At 47.8% G+C, this 19573-nt stretch carries 10 protein-coding genes; 5 read left to right on the forward strand and 5 right to left on the reverse strand.

What is annotated here, in order from left to right:
• Window positions 1-213, forward strand: a 213-nt coding sequence (locus M3P05_RS11805; RefSeq protein WP_249699862.1) for a hypothetical protein, incomplete at its 5' end; no start/stop codon positions are given.
• Window positions 214-278: 65 nt separating this feature from the next.
• Window positions 279-1766 (forward strand): amidase, encoded by a 1488-nt coding sequence (locus M3P05_RS11810; protein WP_249699863.1) that lies wholly within the window; start codon window positions 279-281, stop codon window positions 1764-1766.
• Window positions 1767-1785: 19 nt separating this feature from the next.
• Here the strand turns inward: M3P05_RS11810 and M3P05_RS11815 are convergent, their stop codons facing one another.
• Window positions 1786-5520 (reverse strand): hypothetical protein, encoded by a 3735-nt coding sequence (locus M3P05_RS11815; protein ID WP_249699864.1) that lies wholly within the window; start codon window positions 5518-5520, stop codon window positions 1786-1788.
• 462 nt (window positions 5521-5982) lie between these two features.
• Between M3P05_RS11815 and M3P05_RS11820 the strand changes: the two genes are divergently transcribed.
• Both M3P05_RS11820 and M3P05_RS11825 read left to right on the forward strand, forming a co-directional pair.
• A complete protein-coding gene (locus M3P05_RS11820; protein WP_249699866.1) occupies window positions 5983-7419 on the forward strand; it encodes a uracil-xanthine permease family protein in 1437 nt (478 codons plus the stop codon).
• Between the two features lie 575 nt (window positions 7420-7994).
• On the forward strand, window positions 7995-9209 hold the full coding sequence (locus M3P05_RS11825) for an argininosuccinate synthase (protein WP_249699867.1): 1215 nt from the start codon (window positions 7995-7997) through the stop codon (window positions 9207-9209).
• Window positions 9210-9266: 57 nt separating this feature from the next.
• Here M3P05_RS11825 and M3P05_RS11830 read toward each other — a convergent pair whose 3' ends face one another.
• From M3P05_RS11830 to M3P05_RS11845, 4 genes are all read right to left on the reverse strand, one after another.
• Window positions 9267-10874 carry an FGGY-family carbohydrate kinase gene (locus M3P05_RS11830; RefSeq protein ID WP_249699868.1) on the reverse strand — a complete coding sequence of 536 codons (1608 nt, stop codon included), beginning with the start codon at window positions 10872-10874 and terminating at the stop codon, window positions 9267-9269.
• Between the two features lie 195 nt (window positions 10875-11069).
• Window positions 11070-13034 (reverse strand): acetate--CoA ligase, encoded by a 1965-nt coding sequence (gene acs / locus M3P05_RS11835; protein ID WP_249699869.1) that lies wholly within the window; start codon window positions 13032-13034, stop codon window positions 11070-11072.
• A gap of 185 nt (window positions 13035-13219) precedes the next feature.
• Window positions 13220-14020: a hypothetical protein gene (locus M3P05_RS11840; protein WP_249699870.1), complete on the reverse strand. Its 801-nt coding sequence runs from the start codon at window positions 14018-14020 to the stop codon at window positions 13220-13222.
• 404 nt (window positions 14021-14424) lie between these two features.
• Window positions 14425-15822, reverse strand: a complete 1398-nt coding sequence (locus tag M3P05_RS11845; RefSeq protein WP_249699871.1) for a hypothetical protein — start codon at window positions 15820-15822, stop codon at window positions 14425-14427.
• 270 nt (window positions 15823-16092) lie between these two features.
• Here M3P05_RS11845 and M3P05_RS11850 point away from each other — a divergent pair, with 270 nt between their 5' ends.
• Entirely contained in the window at window positions 16093-19506 is a 3414-nt protein-coding gene (locus M3P05_RS11850) for a PAS domain-containing hybrid sensor histidine kinase/response regulator (RefSeq protein WP_249699872.1), read from the forward strand.
• The last annotated feature ends 67 nt before the right edge of the window (window positions 19507-19573 follow it).

Below are 19573 nucleotides of genomic sequence, written 5' to 3' on the forward strand. Positions count from 1 at the left end.
AAAAAGTCATCGTTTATGACTAAAAAAATGTTTCTGGTGCCATGTTTGATGGCATATTTCTCTTGTATTAGTACGAACAGAACAATTATGACAAAACCGAGTAAGAATCAGGTAAGGCCAAGTAAGATTGGTAAGAAAAATGTAGGTACAGTCGATAAAAGGGGAGCATTTTTCATAAGCTGTTGCCAGCTGGTAAAACTCGGTAAAGCCTGAAGTCTTCTGCCATAACTATAAATTTGGCAGGAGTAGAATAATGAAAACAATAAGAGATTCGGGTTATGGAACTTCAGAAGTATGATGCAACTGGACTTGCAGAACTGATTCGTCGTGGCAAGGTCAGCAATGCCGAGGTTTATGATTTTTTCTGCCATCATATTGAGACACTGAATCCCTCCCTTAACGCAGTTATCCGCCCTCGTTTCGACAAAGCCCGTGACGAGCTGAAGCAGATTCCTCCAAATGCTCCTTTTGCAGGAGTGCCTTTCCTGACCAAAGATTTGATTGCATCCCTTGAGGGTGAGGTGATGGGATGTGGCAGTGCGGCCATGCAGCAGTGGAAAGCACCATTTGATTCTGAACTTGTTCATCGTTTTCGAAGAGCTGGGCTGGTTATTCTTGGGCAGACCAACACTCCGGAAATGGGGTTAATGGGGATCACCGAACCGGTTGTACATGGCCCGACCCATAACCCTTGGAATCTTGAGCGAACACCGGGAGGTTCCAGTGGAGGTTCGGCTGCAGCCGTCGCTGCCGGTATGGTTCCCATGGCTTCCGGTGGTGATGGTGGAGGCTCAATCCGTATTCCGGCATCCTGCTGTGGTCTGTTTGGTCTGAAGCCCAGTCGTAACCGCCAGCCTATAGGGCCAGCATTTGCAGAGTGCTGGGCCGGGGCGGTCAGTGAGCACGTGCTAACCCGCTCGGTGCGAGACAGTGCTGCCATGTTGGAAATAACCAATGGCATGGATAGTGGGGCACCGTCGCCTGTTCTGAGGGAAACAGGCTATGTGGCGGCTGCACAAAAAGATCCGGAAGCACTGAGGGTTGGTTTTTCTACCAGAAGCCCAACCGGTTCATCTGTAGATCCTGAGTGTGTTGAAGCCGTTGAGAAAACCGCGTACCTTCTTGAAGATCTGGGACACCGGGTTGAAGAGATCGAACTGCCATTGGACAGTGTGCAACTTGCTACCAGTTTCTTAACTATGCTGCTTGGGCAGACTGCGAAATCTGTAGCAGAACTCTCCGAGCTGCTGAATATTCCAGCCCGCCAACTACAGATCGAGCTTCCTACCCGAGCTTTATATCAGATCGGAAGCACTATAAAGGCAAAGGACTATCTGCTTGCACTGAATTACTGGAATGAACTCAGTAGAGAAATGGGACACCTGCATCAGCGTTATGATGTCATTATGACTCCAACCATGGCGACTCCTCCCCAGCCTATCGGTGCCCTGTATCCCTCGAAAGGGGAGCTGTTTTCCATGCGCCTGCTCAGTATCCCGGGGATGAGCTGGCTGGCAATGAAACTTGGCCTGGCTGAAAAAATGGCGATGGATATGCTCGACAAACTGCCTTTTACTCAGGCAGCCAACATGACCGGGCAGCCTTCGATGTCAGTACCTCTTCACTGGTCCCAGGAAAATCTTCCTGTTGGTGTCCAGTTTACCGGGGCCATGGGTGAAGAGATGCTTCTTTTCAGTCTGGCAGGGCAGCTGGAACGTACCAGCCCTTGGCATGATTATCAGCCTGATCTCAGTAAGATCTACTGAGAAAGGTTATGAGCAGGCGCTAATGCTTGGTATACGCCGCAGCTTGGGGTGATGAAATGTATTGCAGACGATATATCTCTGGAGTAAATATTTCCCATACGGTATTGGGTATTCCTTCGGCACCTTTCTTCTCTTTTGCTATCGATTTCAATCTATCGTCAAAAAGTCTTTTATCTATGGTACTAGCGTATCGCGCCTTGGCTGAGCGAAACTTTTTTGTGAGCGCATTCGCAGTATGTATACCGTAGGGTTCTTCTGACGTTCTTGAATTGGCTGCCAGAGCCAAGTGTCTTGAAAGCAGACCTTGAAACCCAGCATGATCATCACCTTGCACCAAGACAGGCTCTCCCAGAATCCTGTGAACTTTCTTTTGGTGTCGCTGGTTCCCTTGGATAATACTTGTAACCGAGTTCTGCATAAATGTTGGCATAACACTGATACCTGAACTTTGCATAAATGGTGGATTGGGAAGGTCAAACCACAACCACTGCTCAGCCTGATCCAGATATACCCAGTAACCACTCTGTGAACTTGTAATCTGCCCATAATAGCCGCGTTGTATCCTGGCACCATAAATATGGGTGAAACTCTTATCTGCGAGGGTTGCGACGCACTCCTCACCCTCCTCAAAAGTTGAAAAAGGAGACGGAAGCCACTCTTTAAAATTCCAATGCATCTCTCCAGGAACCTTTGAATAAATTGCAGGCCACATTATTTCTGTCCCCTTAAAGCAGGTATTCACATTGACAACCCGTCTGGTTTTGTCGCTGTGTTGAAAACCGTAAACATTTCCAGCTGGATGATTGATATCGAGAGTTGTGGCATTGTCTGTCGTTTGTTTCGCTTCCCTTCTGGATAGTTGTTGCGCTTTTTTGCAGGACGATTGCTGGATGAATTGAGAGGGAACCGGTGAGATGGGCCCAACTGGCCCAACTATGTTTGATGGAGCCGGGTTTTCTGCAGTTGTTATGAGGCCATCGCTGGATGAAGTTACAGGGGTTTGTAATACGGGAGTATTGGACCTTGTTGATTCATCACTCTCACTGCTAATAGCAGAAGAACTCTGGGGCTGGGGCACGGCAAGCTGGAAAAAATCCCCTTTTCCATTCCCGGCATCGGCTACATAAATTTTATAATAAAACAGATCATCGGGTTGCCCATCAATGACTTCCAGAAAAACAACACCTTTCCAGTCTTTGGTCTGTTCCCCTAGGTCGCATTCCGCCAGAAATTCTTGTCCTGTCATCAGAGTTTGGGAGCGCGGGGAGAATACCAGGGATCCTGGTACCTCATCATTATTAATTGGAGCATCACTAAAACAGGCCCCGTTTAAATGGTAGCGTGATGGTGCCATTTGCATTGTATGAAAAGCAGGTTGAAGTGCGTTTGGTATGCGGAACATTGGCCGAATATTGTCCAGTTTTTTTGGGGGATTTGAGTATCCAAATTGTGCGTGCGACAGAACGGAGTCATCCTGATCTGAAGTTATCCAGATTAAATCACCTGTTCCCATATCTGTGAGCTGAAACGACAGGATCGTTCCATAAGGTTCTGTGGCATCGTCATTAATCAACTGAAGACCAGTTGGGTTGTCGTAATCTCCCTGAAAACCATAAACCTCAATGCAAACGTCATCACCCTTTGTTCCTCTCTGCACACTGTTAACAAAGATTGTGCCAGCGTAATGGGAGTTGTATAGGCGCACATGGCGTTCTTTAGCGCCATTATCAGGCATAGCTGTTAGAAGCAGTTTGTTATTTTTTCCATTTTTTTTCCAACCGCCAAGGGTGCTGGTCTGATTTTTTTCTGAATTCATGCCAATGACGATGACGGTGTACATATTGGGGTTGGTATAATCGAAGTGAAGCGGTATAAGAAGCTCATCTTGAGTGTGATTTGCAGCACCAATGTAGATAGGCTCTTCGTCGACATCCCCCCACAACCATACCTCTGTGGCTGGGTTTGATTCTGTATTTGATGTTGTTGAATCAGGTGGAAAAGCCATACCGCAATAGTGACCACCAGCGTCGGAAGCCGTCACCAGAATATCGTAGTTTTCTTTTCCCTGGATCGCTTTGAGCTGAATCCCGCTCTGATCTAAACCCATAACAAGGGGCTGAAGCCTGCCTGTACTGGTGTCGTTAGCAATCAAACGCCCATCCGGTGATAAAAATGCCGGGGTTATATATCTGGGGGCTACAGGTATTTTTTGATAATCAAGCTCAGCGGAGCTGTTGTACCGGGTTATTGTCGCGCTGGGCAGTGCTTGTAGCTCATTCAGTTTAAGCCGTTCCACATTAGCTGAGAGATCCTTAATCTTCTCTTGCACAGGATCAACAGGTTTTTCTTGCATCAAGCTTTCTGTTTGTTCATGCAGTGATGGCTGATAGTAATAAGCAGCAGCCTGACCATCCTTGTGATCAGAGGTTGTTTCACCGTCAAAAGCTAGAAACAGAAAACTCTCGCCGTCAGTCGGTTTGCTGTGCCAACCATAAAATGACGATCCAGAATTATTCCAGTTCGCGCATACAGCATTCACATCACTGTCAGACCAATTGGCAGCATCAGGAATTTTCATGATGTTTACCATATATTCCCTGAAAGGCATGAATGTGTTATTCCAGTAGATGTAGCCGGTACCTGTTCCACCGGAAGAGACTCCGGCAGGGGCATTGACTAAAGGATTCCCAAGAAAACCGAAATCAGGTGCCGCGCTGCGTATGGGGTTGCTATCCAGGCTGTTTATTGGAAACTGGCTCTCAGAGGTTAATGTTATGGGGCTGCTGTTTATGTAATGACTGCCTTCATGAATAAACCTCATATTGAGCTGGGTATCCCCCTCAGAGTTCTGTGCTGACAACACCCCCTGAGTCAGGCTATCGGATGGATATTTCCCTGAGGAAATCCCAACTGTATAGCCATAAATTGAAGGATTGGATTGCACAAAATGATTTTCACCTTTCGAACGTGTGAGAAAATAGCGCTCTTCATAGGGGTGAGGTTCTGCTCCACCAGGTCGTTTGCCTGCAACAGTAATTAAGCAGCTTCCATCTTGCAGATTATTTATACCTTTAAAACGAATATCCGAGATCGACGAGCTACTTGGAATAATACGACCAGTTTGCCGGGTAAACATTGAGTCGGCATCCTTTCTCTGCCAGATGACATAATCCAGCGTGGTCGGATTTCCCTCTTTGCCCATGCTGTGACCAAGCGCAAAAACAGTGAGGCCATCTTCACTTATGCCGGCTGGTATGGGAGTAAAATCAAGCCCATCCTGAGAAAGCTCAACCACTTCAAATTGGCCTGTACTTGTGCTTTCCGGGCCGACCAGGGTGATTCCAGAGAGTGAGGAGAAATCTGTTCCATCAGAAGAGATGACTGCGGCAAATCCTGAAGAACTTGCAGCTGTGAAATAAGACGTTTGCTTCATGCCTGCTGCCGACTGAGATTTGCTGATCTTTGGCCAGTAGATCACGGCTTCCATGTTACCTGCCGAATTTGTCAGATTGACAAACCAGTAACCATCAGGCTGTGCCCAGACTCCCTGAAGGTTGGCTGAAACAGCAAGGGGAACGGCTTGATGTTGTGCGGGAGCCAGAGCCCTGTACCCTGCGGGAATAGGGTATTGAGTCAGTTGTTGCGGGCCTGAGCCTGCTGGAGCATGCTTTTTGCCGCTGGCATAAGCAGCCGCTCCCGAGCATGCTGTCAGGAATATCAGTATGTAACCGGCAAAACGCTGTAATATAGCCATGATCTTCACCTGTTACACCGAATCTGAGATAGGAAAGTAGCCTATTCTGGTTACTTGGAAAGTAGAATTTCACAAAATAAAGCGGAAGCATTGATGTCTATTCAAATCTTGGTTTGTTGGTTTTTTTATCGCCAAAAGTAATTTATTTCTAAATAATGCATTTAAACGTCACTTAAACAGTACTTAATGGTTTGAAAATGCAAAGGATGATTGTCTGATTAATAAAAAACAGCATATTTGCACCAAGATTATAGGGCTTGTTAAGCCCTGTGCGTCTTGTTGAAAAAATGGATAATTTTTATTGCAAGCCTGTAGTTTAAAAAATCACACCTGTTCGGGATGAGCAGGTGAAAATAATAATATAGCCGGAACAGGAAGCTTGGTTAAAAAAGGGAGGATATGATTTTGCCTGCAGGCATTTAATTAGAGCATTGGTTATCAGAAACAACGCTGAGGGTCTGCATGGAAAATTCAACGGAATTACATATCGGAAAAGCCCAAGTTACTGAGAATCAGTTTGCAACTGATTTGGTTTACGAGCTAGAAGAAAATCCACCATTTATTCAAGCCCTCTTCGCTGCTGTTCAGCATGTCCTTTCCATCTTCTTAAGTATTATTGCACCACCTCTGATTATTTGTGGTGCTCTGAATGTTGATATAACAACAACCAGTTATATCGTCAGTATGTCTCTGTTTATCTCTGGTGTAGCAACATTTATTCAGGCTAAACGTTTTGGTCCTGTTGGTTCTGGTCTTCTCAGTATTCAGGGAACCAGTTTCTCATTCCTGGGACCAATCATCGGTGCCGGCGTTGCAGCGATTGAAGGTGGTTCCACTCCTGAACAGGCTCTGGCAATCATCTTTGGTGTTTGTCTTGCCGGTTCCTTTATTGAAATGGCTATCAGCCGTTTCTTCCATATTGCCCGTAAGGTGTTTACTCCGCTGGTAACCGGTACTGTAGTAACCCTGATCGGTATGACTCTGATCAAGGTTGGTATCACCAGCATGGGTGGCGGTTATGCTGCTATGGGTAATGGTACTTTCGGTTCTTTCCAGAACCTGTCCATTGCCTTTCTGACCCTGGCAACCATTATTATCTTCAATAACTCCAAGAATACTTACCTGCGAATGAGTTCCATCTTTATCGGTATCATCGTCGGTTATGTTGTGAGTATCTTCCTGGGAATTGTTGATTTCAGCGAACTCTCCAAGCTGGATGCCGTTGCCATACCTCAGCCCTTCAAGTTTGGTATCGACTTTACCTGGGCAGCCTTCCTGCCAATTGCCTTCGTGTACCTGGTGACTGCTGTTGAGTCTATCGGTGACCTGACTGCTACCTCTGCTGTATCCAAGCAGCCGGTGAAAGGACCTGCTTATATCAAACGCATTAAGGGTGGTGTGCTTGGTGATGGTGTGAACTCTTTCATTGCCTCAGTGTTCAACACTTTCCCCAACACCACCTTCTCCCAGAATAACGGTGTGATTCAGCTGACTGGTGTTGCCTCCCGCTATGTTGGTTACTATGTTGCAGTTATTCTGGTGATGATTGGTATGTTCCCGATCGTTGGTGGTGTGTTCAAGCTGTTGCCTCAGGCGGTTCTGGGCGGTGCAACCATCATTATGTTCGGTACTATCGCAACCAGTGGTATCCGTATTATCGCTTCTGAAAAACTGGACAAGCGCGGCATTCTGATCCTGGCAACTTCCTTCGGTATGGGCCTTGGTGTGTCTTATGTACCTGATGTACTGAATGCTATGCCTGAGATCGTGAAGAGCATTCTCTCTTCTGGTTATACCACCGGTGGTCTGACTGCCATGATCCTGAACCTGATCATTCCTAACAAGACTTACGAAATGGATGAACTGAGCGGTGGTGATCACCAGCAGGAAGCTGCATAACTGCTAGACACTGCAGTTCGGAGTTTAAGAGCCCCTGTTTATCAGGGGCTTTTTTATGGTTTCTGAATATTTTCTGTAGGAGGTCATGGGCTCTGCAACGGAGATCCATCTCCACAAAAGAGCCTTACCACAGGGCCTGATCAAATTATTTGCTGGTAGTCAGCACACTTACTCGCTTGCAGTCTTAAGGCACCAGAGTTTTTGCAATGGGTATGCCACCAATAAAAAAGTCATATCTGGCAAGGAGTTAGCATTACACTGTTTTCGGAGAAGGGGACAGGGTGACCCAATATCGGGCAAGGAAGAAGCTGAGCCTTCTTTAAGGCTCTGTCCATGAACATTTCCTTTAGTAGTAAATCTTATAAATACTGAGAATCATTAATTTTACTAATGGGTAAAGGATGGTTAAAATTTTCCTACAGCATGCGATAATTCACCTTCAGGCAAACACCTGTAAGGGTGAGGTGCAGCTTAGGAAAACCAAAAGATGGCTGCACTGAGAATAAAGAAAAGCCTGAGATGGTTCTAAACAAACAAAGAAAAACCGAGGAACCGAAAGCGGAGTCGTTCTTCTGATGAAAGAAATTAATAAAGTTGTCCTCGCCTATTCCGGAGGTCTTGATACTTCCGTAATTGCGAAATGGCTGGAGGATACTTATCTCTGTGAGGTCGTAACCTTTACCGCCGACCTTGGACAGGGTGAAGAAGTTGAACCAGCCAGGGCTAAAGCCCAGGCTCTGGGTATCAAAGAAATCTACATAGAAGATCTCCGAGAAGAGTTCGTCCGAGACTACGTTTTTCCCATGTTCCGGGCGAACACGATTTATGAAGGTGAATACCTGCTGGGAACCTCGATTGCGCGCCCTCTGATTGCCAAGCGGCTTGTGGAAATTGCCAATGAGACCGGAGCTGATGCGATTTCTCATGGTGCTACAGGTAAAGGTAATGACCAGGTTCGGTTTGAACTGGGTGCTTATGCACTGAAACCGGGCATTCAGGTGATTGCACCCTGGCGGGTCTGGGATCTGAACTCCCGGGCCAAGCTGCTGGCTTATTGCGACAAGCATGGTATCGAGATTCAGAAGAAGAAGGGTAAGTCACCTTATTCCATGGATGCCAACCTGCTCCATATTTCCTATGAAGGCGATATTCTGGAAGATCCCTGGAATGAGCCTGAAGAAGATATGTGGCTGTGGAGTGTCTCTCCGGAAGCGGCACCTGATGAACCAACCTATATCGATTTGACCTATAAAGGCGGCGATATTGTTGCCATTGATGGCAATGATATGACACCGGCAGAAGTTCTTACATACCTGAACAAAGTGGGGGGCGCCAATGGTATTGGCAGGGTTGATATCGTCGAAAACCGTTATGTCGGTATGAAAGCCCGTGGCTGCTATGAAACTCCTGGCGGCACCATCATGCTGAAAGGTCACCGGGCTATTGAGTCTATTACTCTCGACAGGGAAGCGGCACACCTGAAAGATGAGCTGATGCCGCGTTACGCCAAGCTGATTTACAACGGCTACTGGTGGTCACCTGAGCGGGAAATGTTGCAGCAGATGATTGATCATTCTCAAGCCTATGTGAACGGTCGTGTACGTCTGAAACTCTACAAAGGTAATGTCGTTGTTGTTGGTCGTGAGTCTGACCAGACACTGTTTGATGAGACCTTTGCCACGTTTGAGGATGATGCGGGAGCTTATAACCATGCTGATGCAGGTGGGTTTATCAAGCTGAATGCGCTGCGTCTGCGTCTGGCTGCCCAGAAAGGGCGAAAAATGATTTAGGTGATGTCTATGGCTCAAGATGAAGCAAATCATCTTGAGCCATATAACCTCAAACTCTTATCCCATCATCCTTCTGTACTTCTCCTGATCCTCGTATAGTTCAAGAAACACTTTGTATTTGGCATTATAAAAGGCGACTGACGCTTGCTCTGGGAGAACCACTTCCCCAATAGTATTCATGGATGACATGGCTGTTCCCAGCTTTCCGTCAAACTCTCCTGCGGCAACAGCTCCGACCATGGCACCGCCAAGAAGAACGCTTTCAGGCACTGTGGGAAGGTACACATGACAACCTGTGACATTGGCCAGGGTTTGCAGGAAGAGAGTGTTTTTGCTTCCTCCTCCGCATGCCAGAATTGAATTGATCTTGTATCCACCCTGATTCATTGTCGCAATGATATGAGTACCGCCCATGGCGATAGCTTGAATGGTGGCAAGGTAAAGCAGGGCAAGGCTTTCAAGGGACGTGGTCAGTGTTAATCCGGTTACCATCCCAGTCAGATCCGGGTTGGCCCTGGGGTTTCTGTTGCCAAGAAAATACGGGAGAACATGAATATCCTTTGCGAGAAATGGAATGGCTTCTGGTGAACCTGCAATAGATCCAAGAGTTTCGTTGAGCTGCTGATAAACAGACAGGGATTTTCCCTCCGCCATCTTATTTAACTCGTTCGAGGCTGGGTGGGTGAATATTATATGGTCAGTCAGCGAACCTCCTGTCGACTGTCCGGCTGCATTGCTCCACATGTCGGGAACAAGTATGGACTTTGCCGGGCCCCAGATGCCGGGAACATTTCTGGGTTGATCTGAAGCTGTCATATAACAGTTTGATGTGCCAGATGTCAGCGCAATGCGTTGGTTGTAATTCACTTCCTTACCATTACGCTTGGCGCTGATCATACCGATAGCGCCCGCACAGGCATCAATAAGAGCCGGACCTACAGGTGTGCCAGCCATTAATCCGAGCTCTTCAGCAGCTTTAATGGTGAGCTCTCCCCGCCTTGGCGAGCTGTCTGTCTGTGGCCCGGAGCGCAACAGTTCATCCGTCATATCCTCCAGACCAATGGTTTGGAGAAAGTTGTTTGCTGAATCAGTGTTTTCCAGTGAGATACCGGTTTTCTCCGGGGCCTGATCTGCGAACGTTGCATGCCAGACAAGCCACTCGTGTAACATCATAAAGCAGCCGCGCTGCTGCCAGACTTCAGGCATGTTTTCCTTTACCCAGAGCATCTTGGGAACAGGCATTTCAGGGTTGATTTTCCCTCCCAGTCTCTGCAGTTCTTGATGCTGGGTTGAGTTGATTGTTGATGCCTGCTTTTTAGCACGGTGATCCATCCATACGATCACGTTCCAAAAACAATTCCCGTTGGGGCTGATTGAAAGTGGGAACAAACTTTTATCAAGAGCAACGGTTGAGTAGGTCGCATCGAAGCCAATGCCCTTTACAGCACTGGCATCAGTATTTGAATCTGAGAGAACCTGTCGGGTTGCCTTGCATACAGCCATCCAGATATTTCGGGTCGACTGCTCAACAAAGTCAGGCTTCGGTCGGTTGATTTCAATCAGGAGACTGGCTTTTCCCAGTAATTTCCCATCAATTGAAAACAGGCCGGCACGAACACTACCGGTGCCCACATCCACACCCAGAAAAACATCGGTTACAGGCACAACCCACCCTCCAGAGTTTTTATTGATGGGAAATTAGGGTAGATGACATAACACGATGCTGATAAAGGGTTATGTGATTTATTTTCGACTCAGGGCTGGCACGACGGAGAAACTGTTTTTCACTGTTTCGGATTGGCATCTGTTGAGGTAAAAAAACGCCCGGGTTGTGCCCGGGCGCTATTGTATCGGTGGCGATCAGGCCCCGACATCTACCCGATCAGCAATCAGCTGATCAACAACACCGGGGTCTGCCAGTGTTGAGGTATCTCCAAGGTTTTCACATTCACCGGCCGCGATCTTTCGCAGAATACGCCGCATGATCTTGCCTGAGCGGGTTTTTGGCAGGCCGGGGGCATTCTGAATGATATCCGGCGTCGCAATTGGCCCGATTTCGTGACGCATCCATTTCTTGAGATCGGTGGCCAGCTCGAAAGAATAGTCCACACCTTTGTTCAAGGTGATATAGACATAGATGCCCTGACCCTTGATATCGTGCGGATAACCCACCACCGCCGCTTCGGCCACATTTTCATGGGCGACCATAGCGCTTTCGATTTCCGCAGTGCCCATCCGATGGCCGGATACGTTGATAACATCATCCACCCGTCCAGTGATCCAGTAATAACCATCTTCGTCACGGCGGGCACCGTCACCCGTTGTGTACATGCCTTTAAAAGTAGTGAAGTAGGTTTGGACAAAGCGTTCATGGTCGCCGAATACAGTCCGAGCCTGACCAGGCCAGCTATCCAGGATAACCAGATTGCCTTCGCAGGCACCTTCAACAATATTACCCATATTGTCGACAATAGCTGGCAGTACACCGAAGAAGGGGCGGGTTGCTGAACCGGGTTTTAGAGGTGTCGCGCCAGGCAGAGGTGTAATCATTGCGGCGCCGGTCTCTGTTTGCCACCAGGTATCGACAATCGGGCAGCGCTTCTCGCCAACGGTTTCGTAGTACCACTGCCATGCCTGTGGATTAATTGGTTCACCAACAGTTCCGAGCAGGCGCAGGCTCTTACGGCTGGTGTCTGCTACTGCTTCATCACCATGAGCCATCAGGGCACGAATTGCAGTGGGTGCAATATAAAGAATATTGACGCTGTACTTATCAACAATCTGGCTGACCCTGTTAACAGTTGGATAGTTGGGAATACCCTCATGCATCACGATAGTGGCACCATTCGCCAGCGGGCCATAAACCACATAGGAGTGTCCGGTGACCCAGCCAACATCAGCATTACACCAGAACACTTCGCCATCCTGATAATCAAACAGGTATTGGTGAGTCATGGAAGCATAAACCAGATAGCCGCCAGTCGTATGCAGAACACCTTTCGGAGTACCGGTTGAGCCTGAGGTGTAGAGAATAAACAGAGGATCTTCTGCCCCCATCTCCCGCGCCTGACAGTAAGGTGAGGACACCTCCATCAGCTGGTGCCACCAGACATCACGGTGAGAGTGCCAGGGTACATCCGCACCGGTGCGCTGGTAGACGATAACCTTTTCGATACTCTTGATTTCAGGGTGAGTCAGCGCTTCATCAACATTGGCCTTCAGGGGAACCTTACGGCCGCCACGAACACCCTCATCGGAGGTGATGATAATCTTGGCATGGCTGTCGATAACACGGCCTGCCAATGCTTCCGGAGAGAAACCGGCAAAAACAACCGAATGGATCGCGCCAATACGGGTACAGGCCAGCATGGCCACTGCCGCTTCAATCACCATCGGCATATAGATGGCAACGACATCTCCCTGACGAACGCCCTGAGATTTCAGGGCATTGGCAAAGCGGGAAACCTGTTCATGGAGTTCACGATAAGTAACTGAACGCTCTTCGCCGGGTTCATCACCTTCCCAGTAGATAGCAATCTGGTCACCTTTCTCTTCCAGGTGACGGTCAAGACAGTTATGGGAAACATTGGTGGTACCGTCTTCAAACCACTTGATTTCAACGTGGTGATCGTCGAAGGAGACGTTCTTGACCTGGGTAAATGGGTTGAACCAGTCGATACGCTGTCCATGTTCGCGCCAGAAACCCTGGGGGTTGACGATGGACTGCTGGTACATCTGTTTATACTGCTCTTCGTTACACAGTGCCCTTTCGGCAGCTTCTGGTTTGACAGGATAAACGGAGGGAGTCGTAGCATCGTTGCTCATAGCGCCATACCTGTTCTTATTTTTATTAGTTATGCAGATCAGTTGCGGACGGCTTGGATTGTTACTTTTGTCGAACGGGGAAGCTATTAGACTTTGGTCTTAATCGACGGGGGAAGTTGATATCCGCCCGATAATTGCGATTAACTGTCGGGCGGATGGTTTTTTACCAAACGGAACTTGGAGTATTAATCATTCCTATACCTTTTTTTGCTTATGGAGGGCACTTTCCCCCAAAGCCACCCGAGGGTGCCTTTTTTATAGAAGCGATGCAGCCCACACGCCACCGGTGGCGCTATCGCCAGGGCAGCGTAATAAGGGTGAGCATAAGCCATGTTAGCAAGAGAATGAAAAGGCCCGGTAACATACCCCCATACCACAGACAGCGTGCCAGCTGAAGCCTCTGAAGTGCCACTTGCAGCAACAACTATTGGTAGACCAGCAGCAACTGCTGTTTGAACAGGGCCAGTGCCCATGTTAGAGAATGTTATAACAGGCCGCCTATAGTTTCCTCCTCCGGTTGTTTCGAAAGCAGGCATGTATTCTGGGTTAGGGTCAGGATCCAGGTATAGAAAGTCAACATGACTTACTTTTACTGTACCGCCAGATAATAAACGGGAGATATCTTGTTGATGAACCTTGATCTGGCTGTCTGACAATTCTGGTATGATGGCGGGCGTCGTATCTATAAATGGAACTTGATATTCCGCACGACTATCGGCTTCAGTAAGATCAATGCTCAGACCCTGAGCACTCAGATGTGCGTTGTCTCTGCAGATAATGGCGGATTTATGGAATAATAATTCTGGAGCAACGGTTAGCTCAGTATAAGTCAACGCTTTGTCTTTAACTGGCAAGTTTTCTTTCATTGTGCCGCGTATAAAGACGGATTGATTTTTTGAAATTGTGACAGGTTTATCCCATACAAAATTTCCGGATGAGCCGTCTATCACTACCGCAATACGCGCAGATGCATCGGACGTAGCCAAAGCTTCAACAAGTGGCTGAATTCCTGTTGTAGCATCAACAAAAACTGCCTTGGTTGGAGCTTCTGAATTTACTTTATCCTGGGGAAGTATACTTGCCGAACTGGCTTTATGGAGAGGCCTTCTGGTAAGTTGTGTTGCTATAGATCCCTCTGAATACGGAGTATCCGGGGGGTTACTCCAAATGGTTGTTCCCCTGTGATGGGAGCCAGCCGTCTTGCCAGAGTTTCCTCTGGCTGTCATATTCAGGCACGCCAGCAAAATGGCCATCAGCAGAAGTGAAACCCTGTATCGAACGTAGTTTTGGTAGAACATCAGTTACTCCCATGAGAGGTCTTCAGGGAGTAACCTATATAATCGCAAATCGCCTGTTTATCCACGTTACTTTAATAAGACACGCCAGCCAGTTATTTGTATTGAGATGTGCCAATTTGGTCTAGCTTTTCACTTGTAGGGCCTATCATGGGACGTAGCTTTACACCTGCCTTATTAAATAATGGTCCAACATTTAATTCCATCAAATCTTCAGTCTCCTCAGTAATTGTCCCGAGCGAGCATCGGGCTAAATTTCTTGGGGTCGTCCGGCGGGAGGAATGATAAGACCTGGTCGATTTTGCTCTTTTGCTTTTGGGCGGAATAAATAAATCGTGGGCATAGGTGATACAATACGGCAGGATGTAAAACCCACCAATCAGCACAATTGCTGTTCCGCTGGCATAGGGGTGATTAAGTACGAAACCGGTCACGGCAGAATAAAAGCCATTCAAAAAGATGCCCGCTGTTGTAGAAAATGATTGAGCCGCAGCAGGTCTAATCAAAAGTCCTGAGAGGCCCGCCAGAATTGGTAGCCTCCAGGCCGAAGATGGTTTGTATGCATGATAACTTTTTGCTGGATTGTGACTCGCCGGGTCACTATCGTGATTGGTATTAATTTCAATATTCTGCCATAGAACTCCATCTTCAACCTGCAAAAAATTTCGGACTGTATTTTCATCCCCGGCAAACAGAGTGATGTTCTTGAGAGTCGGTGGTCTGATGGGTTTCCCCTGTATAGTGATGATCGGTTCTGAAATGTTCTGCGGAGCGGACCTTGTCAAATCTACGTGAAGATTATTAATATCAATTGTTCCACAGTCCCGGCAGGATAAAGCTGGCCCTGATGAAAGCAGCTGTTCATCTAATTGTATTGATGGATAAGTTTTTTCATGAGAATCAGAGAGGGTGGAGACGGGAAGTGGTTCACCAGTTATTACAACTGACCGTTGCCCATCGATAATTACCTGTTTATCCCATAAAACAGGGTTTCCTGAAGGCTTAACCCTGACGGTTATGATGCTTCCTTCCGGAGATTTCTGCAATGCATCAATGAAGGGGGTGAGGCCCGTATCACCATCCACATGCACCAGCCGCCGGGGAGCTTTCTTTTGGTAGACAGTATTATTTATACCGACAGGAATTTCTGCATGAGTCGCTTGATCAGGTGTCAGTAGCTTGTCAAAAACACCTATTGGCTTGCGCAAAAGGTGGTTTATGGGTTGACCCTGAATATTATCTTCATATTCGCTGCTGTAGTGATTAAGCCGGGTGCCTGTTGAAACAGAATGCCTTCCAACGCTTTTCTTTGAGAATGGATGTTCAGAGGCATTACATGAAAAGATTATTGCACTTAAGGTAAATGATAGAAATGTGCCGATAATGTACTTCAAATACACACTGACTGTCGCAAAGAATAAATAACTCCCCCCCAATAAATACCCCCCACCCACCGGTTCAGGATCAGTACTCTGCGTGAGTAGTTTCTGCATAAAACTATTTAACTCCTCTATCCACTACCAAAAACACTCTACCGAAGTCTGTGACAATCAATTCCCGCTCTTCTTTTTCGTGAATCGTTTTTTATAAATTCCTTGTGTTTTCCTCGCAGTTTGCGAGGAGCAACTGTGTACATTTGCCCCCTTTTTATATAGTTTGCAGTTTCTATATGCGCAAATTTCAAATAGCAAAAATGCTAATGATGATCCTTTTGCTGATTGTTAATTAGAAAAAGAATTAATGAGTTAAATGGTAAAGCCGCGATGGCAGTCTGGTTAATTGTCCTGGTTTCGATTCTTTATGCAGGCAGTCTGTTTACAATAGCCTGGTATGGTGATCGTAGTGACCGGTTTCGAAAAGGTCGCTGGCAGCCCCTTATTTACAGTTTAACACTGGCCGTTTACTGCACTTCCTGGTCATTTTTTGGCGCTGTTGGTCAGGCTGTTGATTCACCCTGGTCGTTTATTCCCATTTATCTTGCTCCTATTGTCCTGATGCTGGTGTTCTGGCGCCTGCAGGCCAGGATGATTGCTATTGGAAAACGGGAAAATATTACTTCCATCGCAGATTTTCTGGCGGCCCGTTATGGGCGCTCCCGCCTGATTGCCATTGTTGCTACATCAGTAGCTGTTTTTGGTGTGATTCCCTATATCGCCCTGCAGCTGAAAGCCATAGTGATGGGGTACAGCCTGTTTGTCACCGATCAGGAGCTTTTTTCCGGCCAGGGTGTTGCCAGTGGCGATACGGCATTGCTGGTTACTTTGGTTCTGGCTGCATTCAGTATTCTTTTTGGAACGCGGCATCTTGATACTACTGAGCACCATCATGGTGTGATGCTGGCGATTGCAGTGGAGTCGGTATTAAAGCTCCTCGCATTTATCGCGGTGGGTGTTGCCACAATCTGGTTTATGCCGGATACGTTTTCTCCAGAGACAATGACAACACTGGCACCGCCATCGGCTGGGGAGTGGGCCAACCTGACAATGCTGACGGTTGTTTCGATGATGGCCTATCTCTGTCTTCCCCGTCAGTTTCATGTTTCGGTTGTTGAAAATGAAGAAGTTGAACACTTCCATATTGCCCGCTGGGTCTTCTCTGGGTATCTCCTGCTTATGGCTGCTTTTGTCCTGCCCATTGCGCTGACAGGGCAGGAACTATTATCTCCCGGTATCAGCCCGGATACATTTGTTATTAATCTGCCAATGGGCTTTGGCTCCTACAGTCTGGCCATTCTGGCTTATGTCGGTGGTGTTTCTGCGGCCATCAGTATGGTGATTGTCTCTGTGATCACCCTGGCCATTATGCTGGGCAATGAGATGGTTGTTCCCGCTTTGCTGCAGGGGCGCAAACTGGATGATAAATCGTTTCAGGAGCTGAAGTGGCTATTGCTGAATATTCGCCGCAGCCTGATTTTTATTGTGCTCTTCCTGGCTTGGGCATTTTCCAGGGCTATTGAAGGGCAGACTCTGGCCTCAATGGGCTTCATGTCTTTTACCGCACTGGCACAACTTGCTCCCGGGCTGATAGGCGGTCTTCTCTGGCGCAAGAGCAACAGTAAAGGTGTTGTAGCCGGAATCATTGCCGGTGGTGCGCTCTGGTTCCTGTTGATGGTTTTACCGGCGGCAGGTGTAGACGTTTTACCAATGTCGTTCACAGAGGCACTTTTTGCCGGAAATTCCCAGACAGCAAGAATGCTGATTAGTTTGCTTGCGAACCTTTTCTGCTACGCCGTTGGTTCTATTTACTTTGTGCCAAGCCTGCATGAACGTGACCAGGCTGGGCGCTTTCTTGATGTTCATCTGCCCGGCCAGACTGATCTTCCCTTAAGCAATATTCGTGTTGATGACCTGGAACTTCTGGCTGCCCGCTTTGTTGGTGAAGACAAGGCAAAAATGACTTTTGAGTATGCGGCAGGTGACGAACAGCCCTGGTTTTTCCGACAGCGCAAGGCTTCACCGGAACTGCTGGCTATTACTGAACGGCTGCTGTCCAGTGTTTTGGGAACGTCCTCTGCCCGTATTGTCATAAAGAGTGCATTAAAAGGGCAGACAATGGATCTCACCGATGTGGAGGATATTGTTGGTGAGGCCTCAAGCGTGCTGACGTTTAACAGAGAGCTGCTGCAAAGCTCGATTGAAAATATCAGCCAGGGTGTAAGTGTGATTGACCGTGACTTACGACTGGTGGCATGGAATCGCCGCTATATTGAGATGTTTCATTATCCGGAAACTCTGGTGCGGTATGGGCGGCATATCTCCGAGTTGATCCTGTTTAACGCTCATCGTGGACTATGTGGTCCTGGTGATCCGGAACAGCATGTGCGCAAGCGCCTGAACTGGCTGGAGAAAGGTTCACCTCACACATCTGAAAGACAATACCCGGATGGCAAGGTTATCCAGATTCAGGGCAGCCCGATGCCCGGCGGTGGCTTTGTTATGAGTTTCTCGGATATCACTAAATTCCGGGAAGCTGAAGATAAACTGACCCGAATGAACGAAGAGCTTGAAAGTCGGGTCAGTGAGCGAACCAGAGAGCTGGAAAAACTGAATACAGCTCTGTTAAAAGCCAAGTACCAGGCTGAGCAGGCCAATCAATCTCGCAGTCTGTTTTACACCACTATCAGTCATGATTTAATGCAGCCTATGCACGCTGCACGACTGTTTGCAGCCACCATGGCCGACGAATTCAAGGAAGGGCGGGCAGGAGAACTGGCAACAAAGCTTGATGGTTCGCTGGGAGTCGCTGAGGATCTTTTAAAAGATCTGCAGCAGCTGTCGAGGCTTGAGACCGGAAGAGTGGCCTGCAATATTGAGCCTTTTCCCTTGAGCGATATTCTGGCTTCCCTGGAGACAGATTTCAGCGTGATGGCCCAGAAATATCAGGTGAAATTCCACTTGGTAAACAGCGATCAGATTATTGCCAGCGATAAGGTTCTGCTTCGCAGGGTGCTGCAGAACTTTCTGGCCAATGCTTTTCGATATGCTCAGAGCGGTTCGGTTATGCTGATATGCCGCAGGCAGGGTGAGCAGCTGAGGATTGAAGTACGGGACAGCGGCCCGGGAATTCCAAAGCAGAAACAGGAAGAAGTGTTTAAGGCTTTCCAGCGGTTGGATCATTCCGATGCCCAGGGGCTCGGGCTCGGGCTGGCAATTTCTCGTGGGATTGCTCGCCTGCTGAAACATGATATTGGTTTACGCTCTGTTGAAGGCAAAGGTTCGGTCTTTTCAATCACAGTTGCCAGAGCGGAGCTGCCTGCCTATCGCCCGCCTGTGAAGAAAGTGATCAGTCCAGGAAACCATCTGGCTGGTTGTGTTGTTTTCTGCATTGATAATGATGAAATGATTCTGGAAGGGTTGTCTGCACTGCTGCAAAGGTGGCAGGCAATTCCTCTTACTGCCAGGAATATGAAGGAGGCGCTCACTTTGGCTGAGAGTGAAGAGCCGGATATTATTCTGGCTGATTATCACCTGGATCACGGTGAGAACGGGCATAGTGTTGCGCGCGCCGTGGAAGCTCAACTTGAGCGGGATGTTCCGGTCATTGTGATCTCTGCTGATGCATCACCCATGTTGAAAGCACAGCTGAAGGCGGAAGGGGTTGGTTATCTTGCCAAGCCTGTTAAACCTGCAGGGCTAAGAGCTTTAATGCAGCGGATGCTGGTGGTTGCAACTGTTTAACATGGAAATACCTTTTTCATCTGACGACGAAAAAGGTATTTCCCGCTCATGGCTATTTGAACCAAAA

The sequence above is a fragment of the Parendozoicomonas callyspongiae genome, assembly GCF_023502345.1.
GTDB lineage: Bacteria > Pseudomonadota > Gammaproteobacteria > Pseudomonadales > Endozoicomonadaceae > Sansalvadorimonas > Sansalvadorimonas callyspongiae.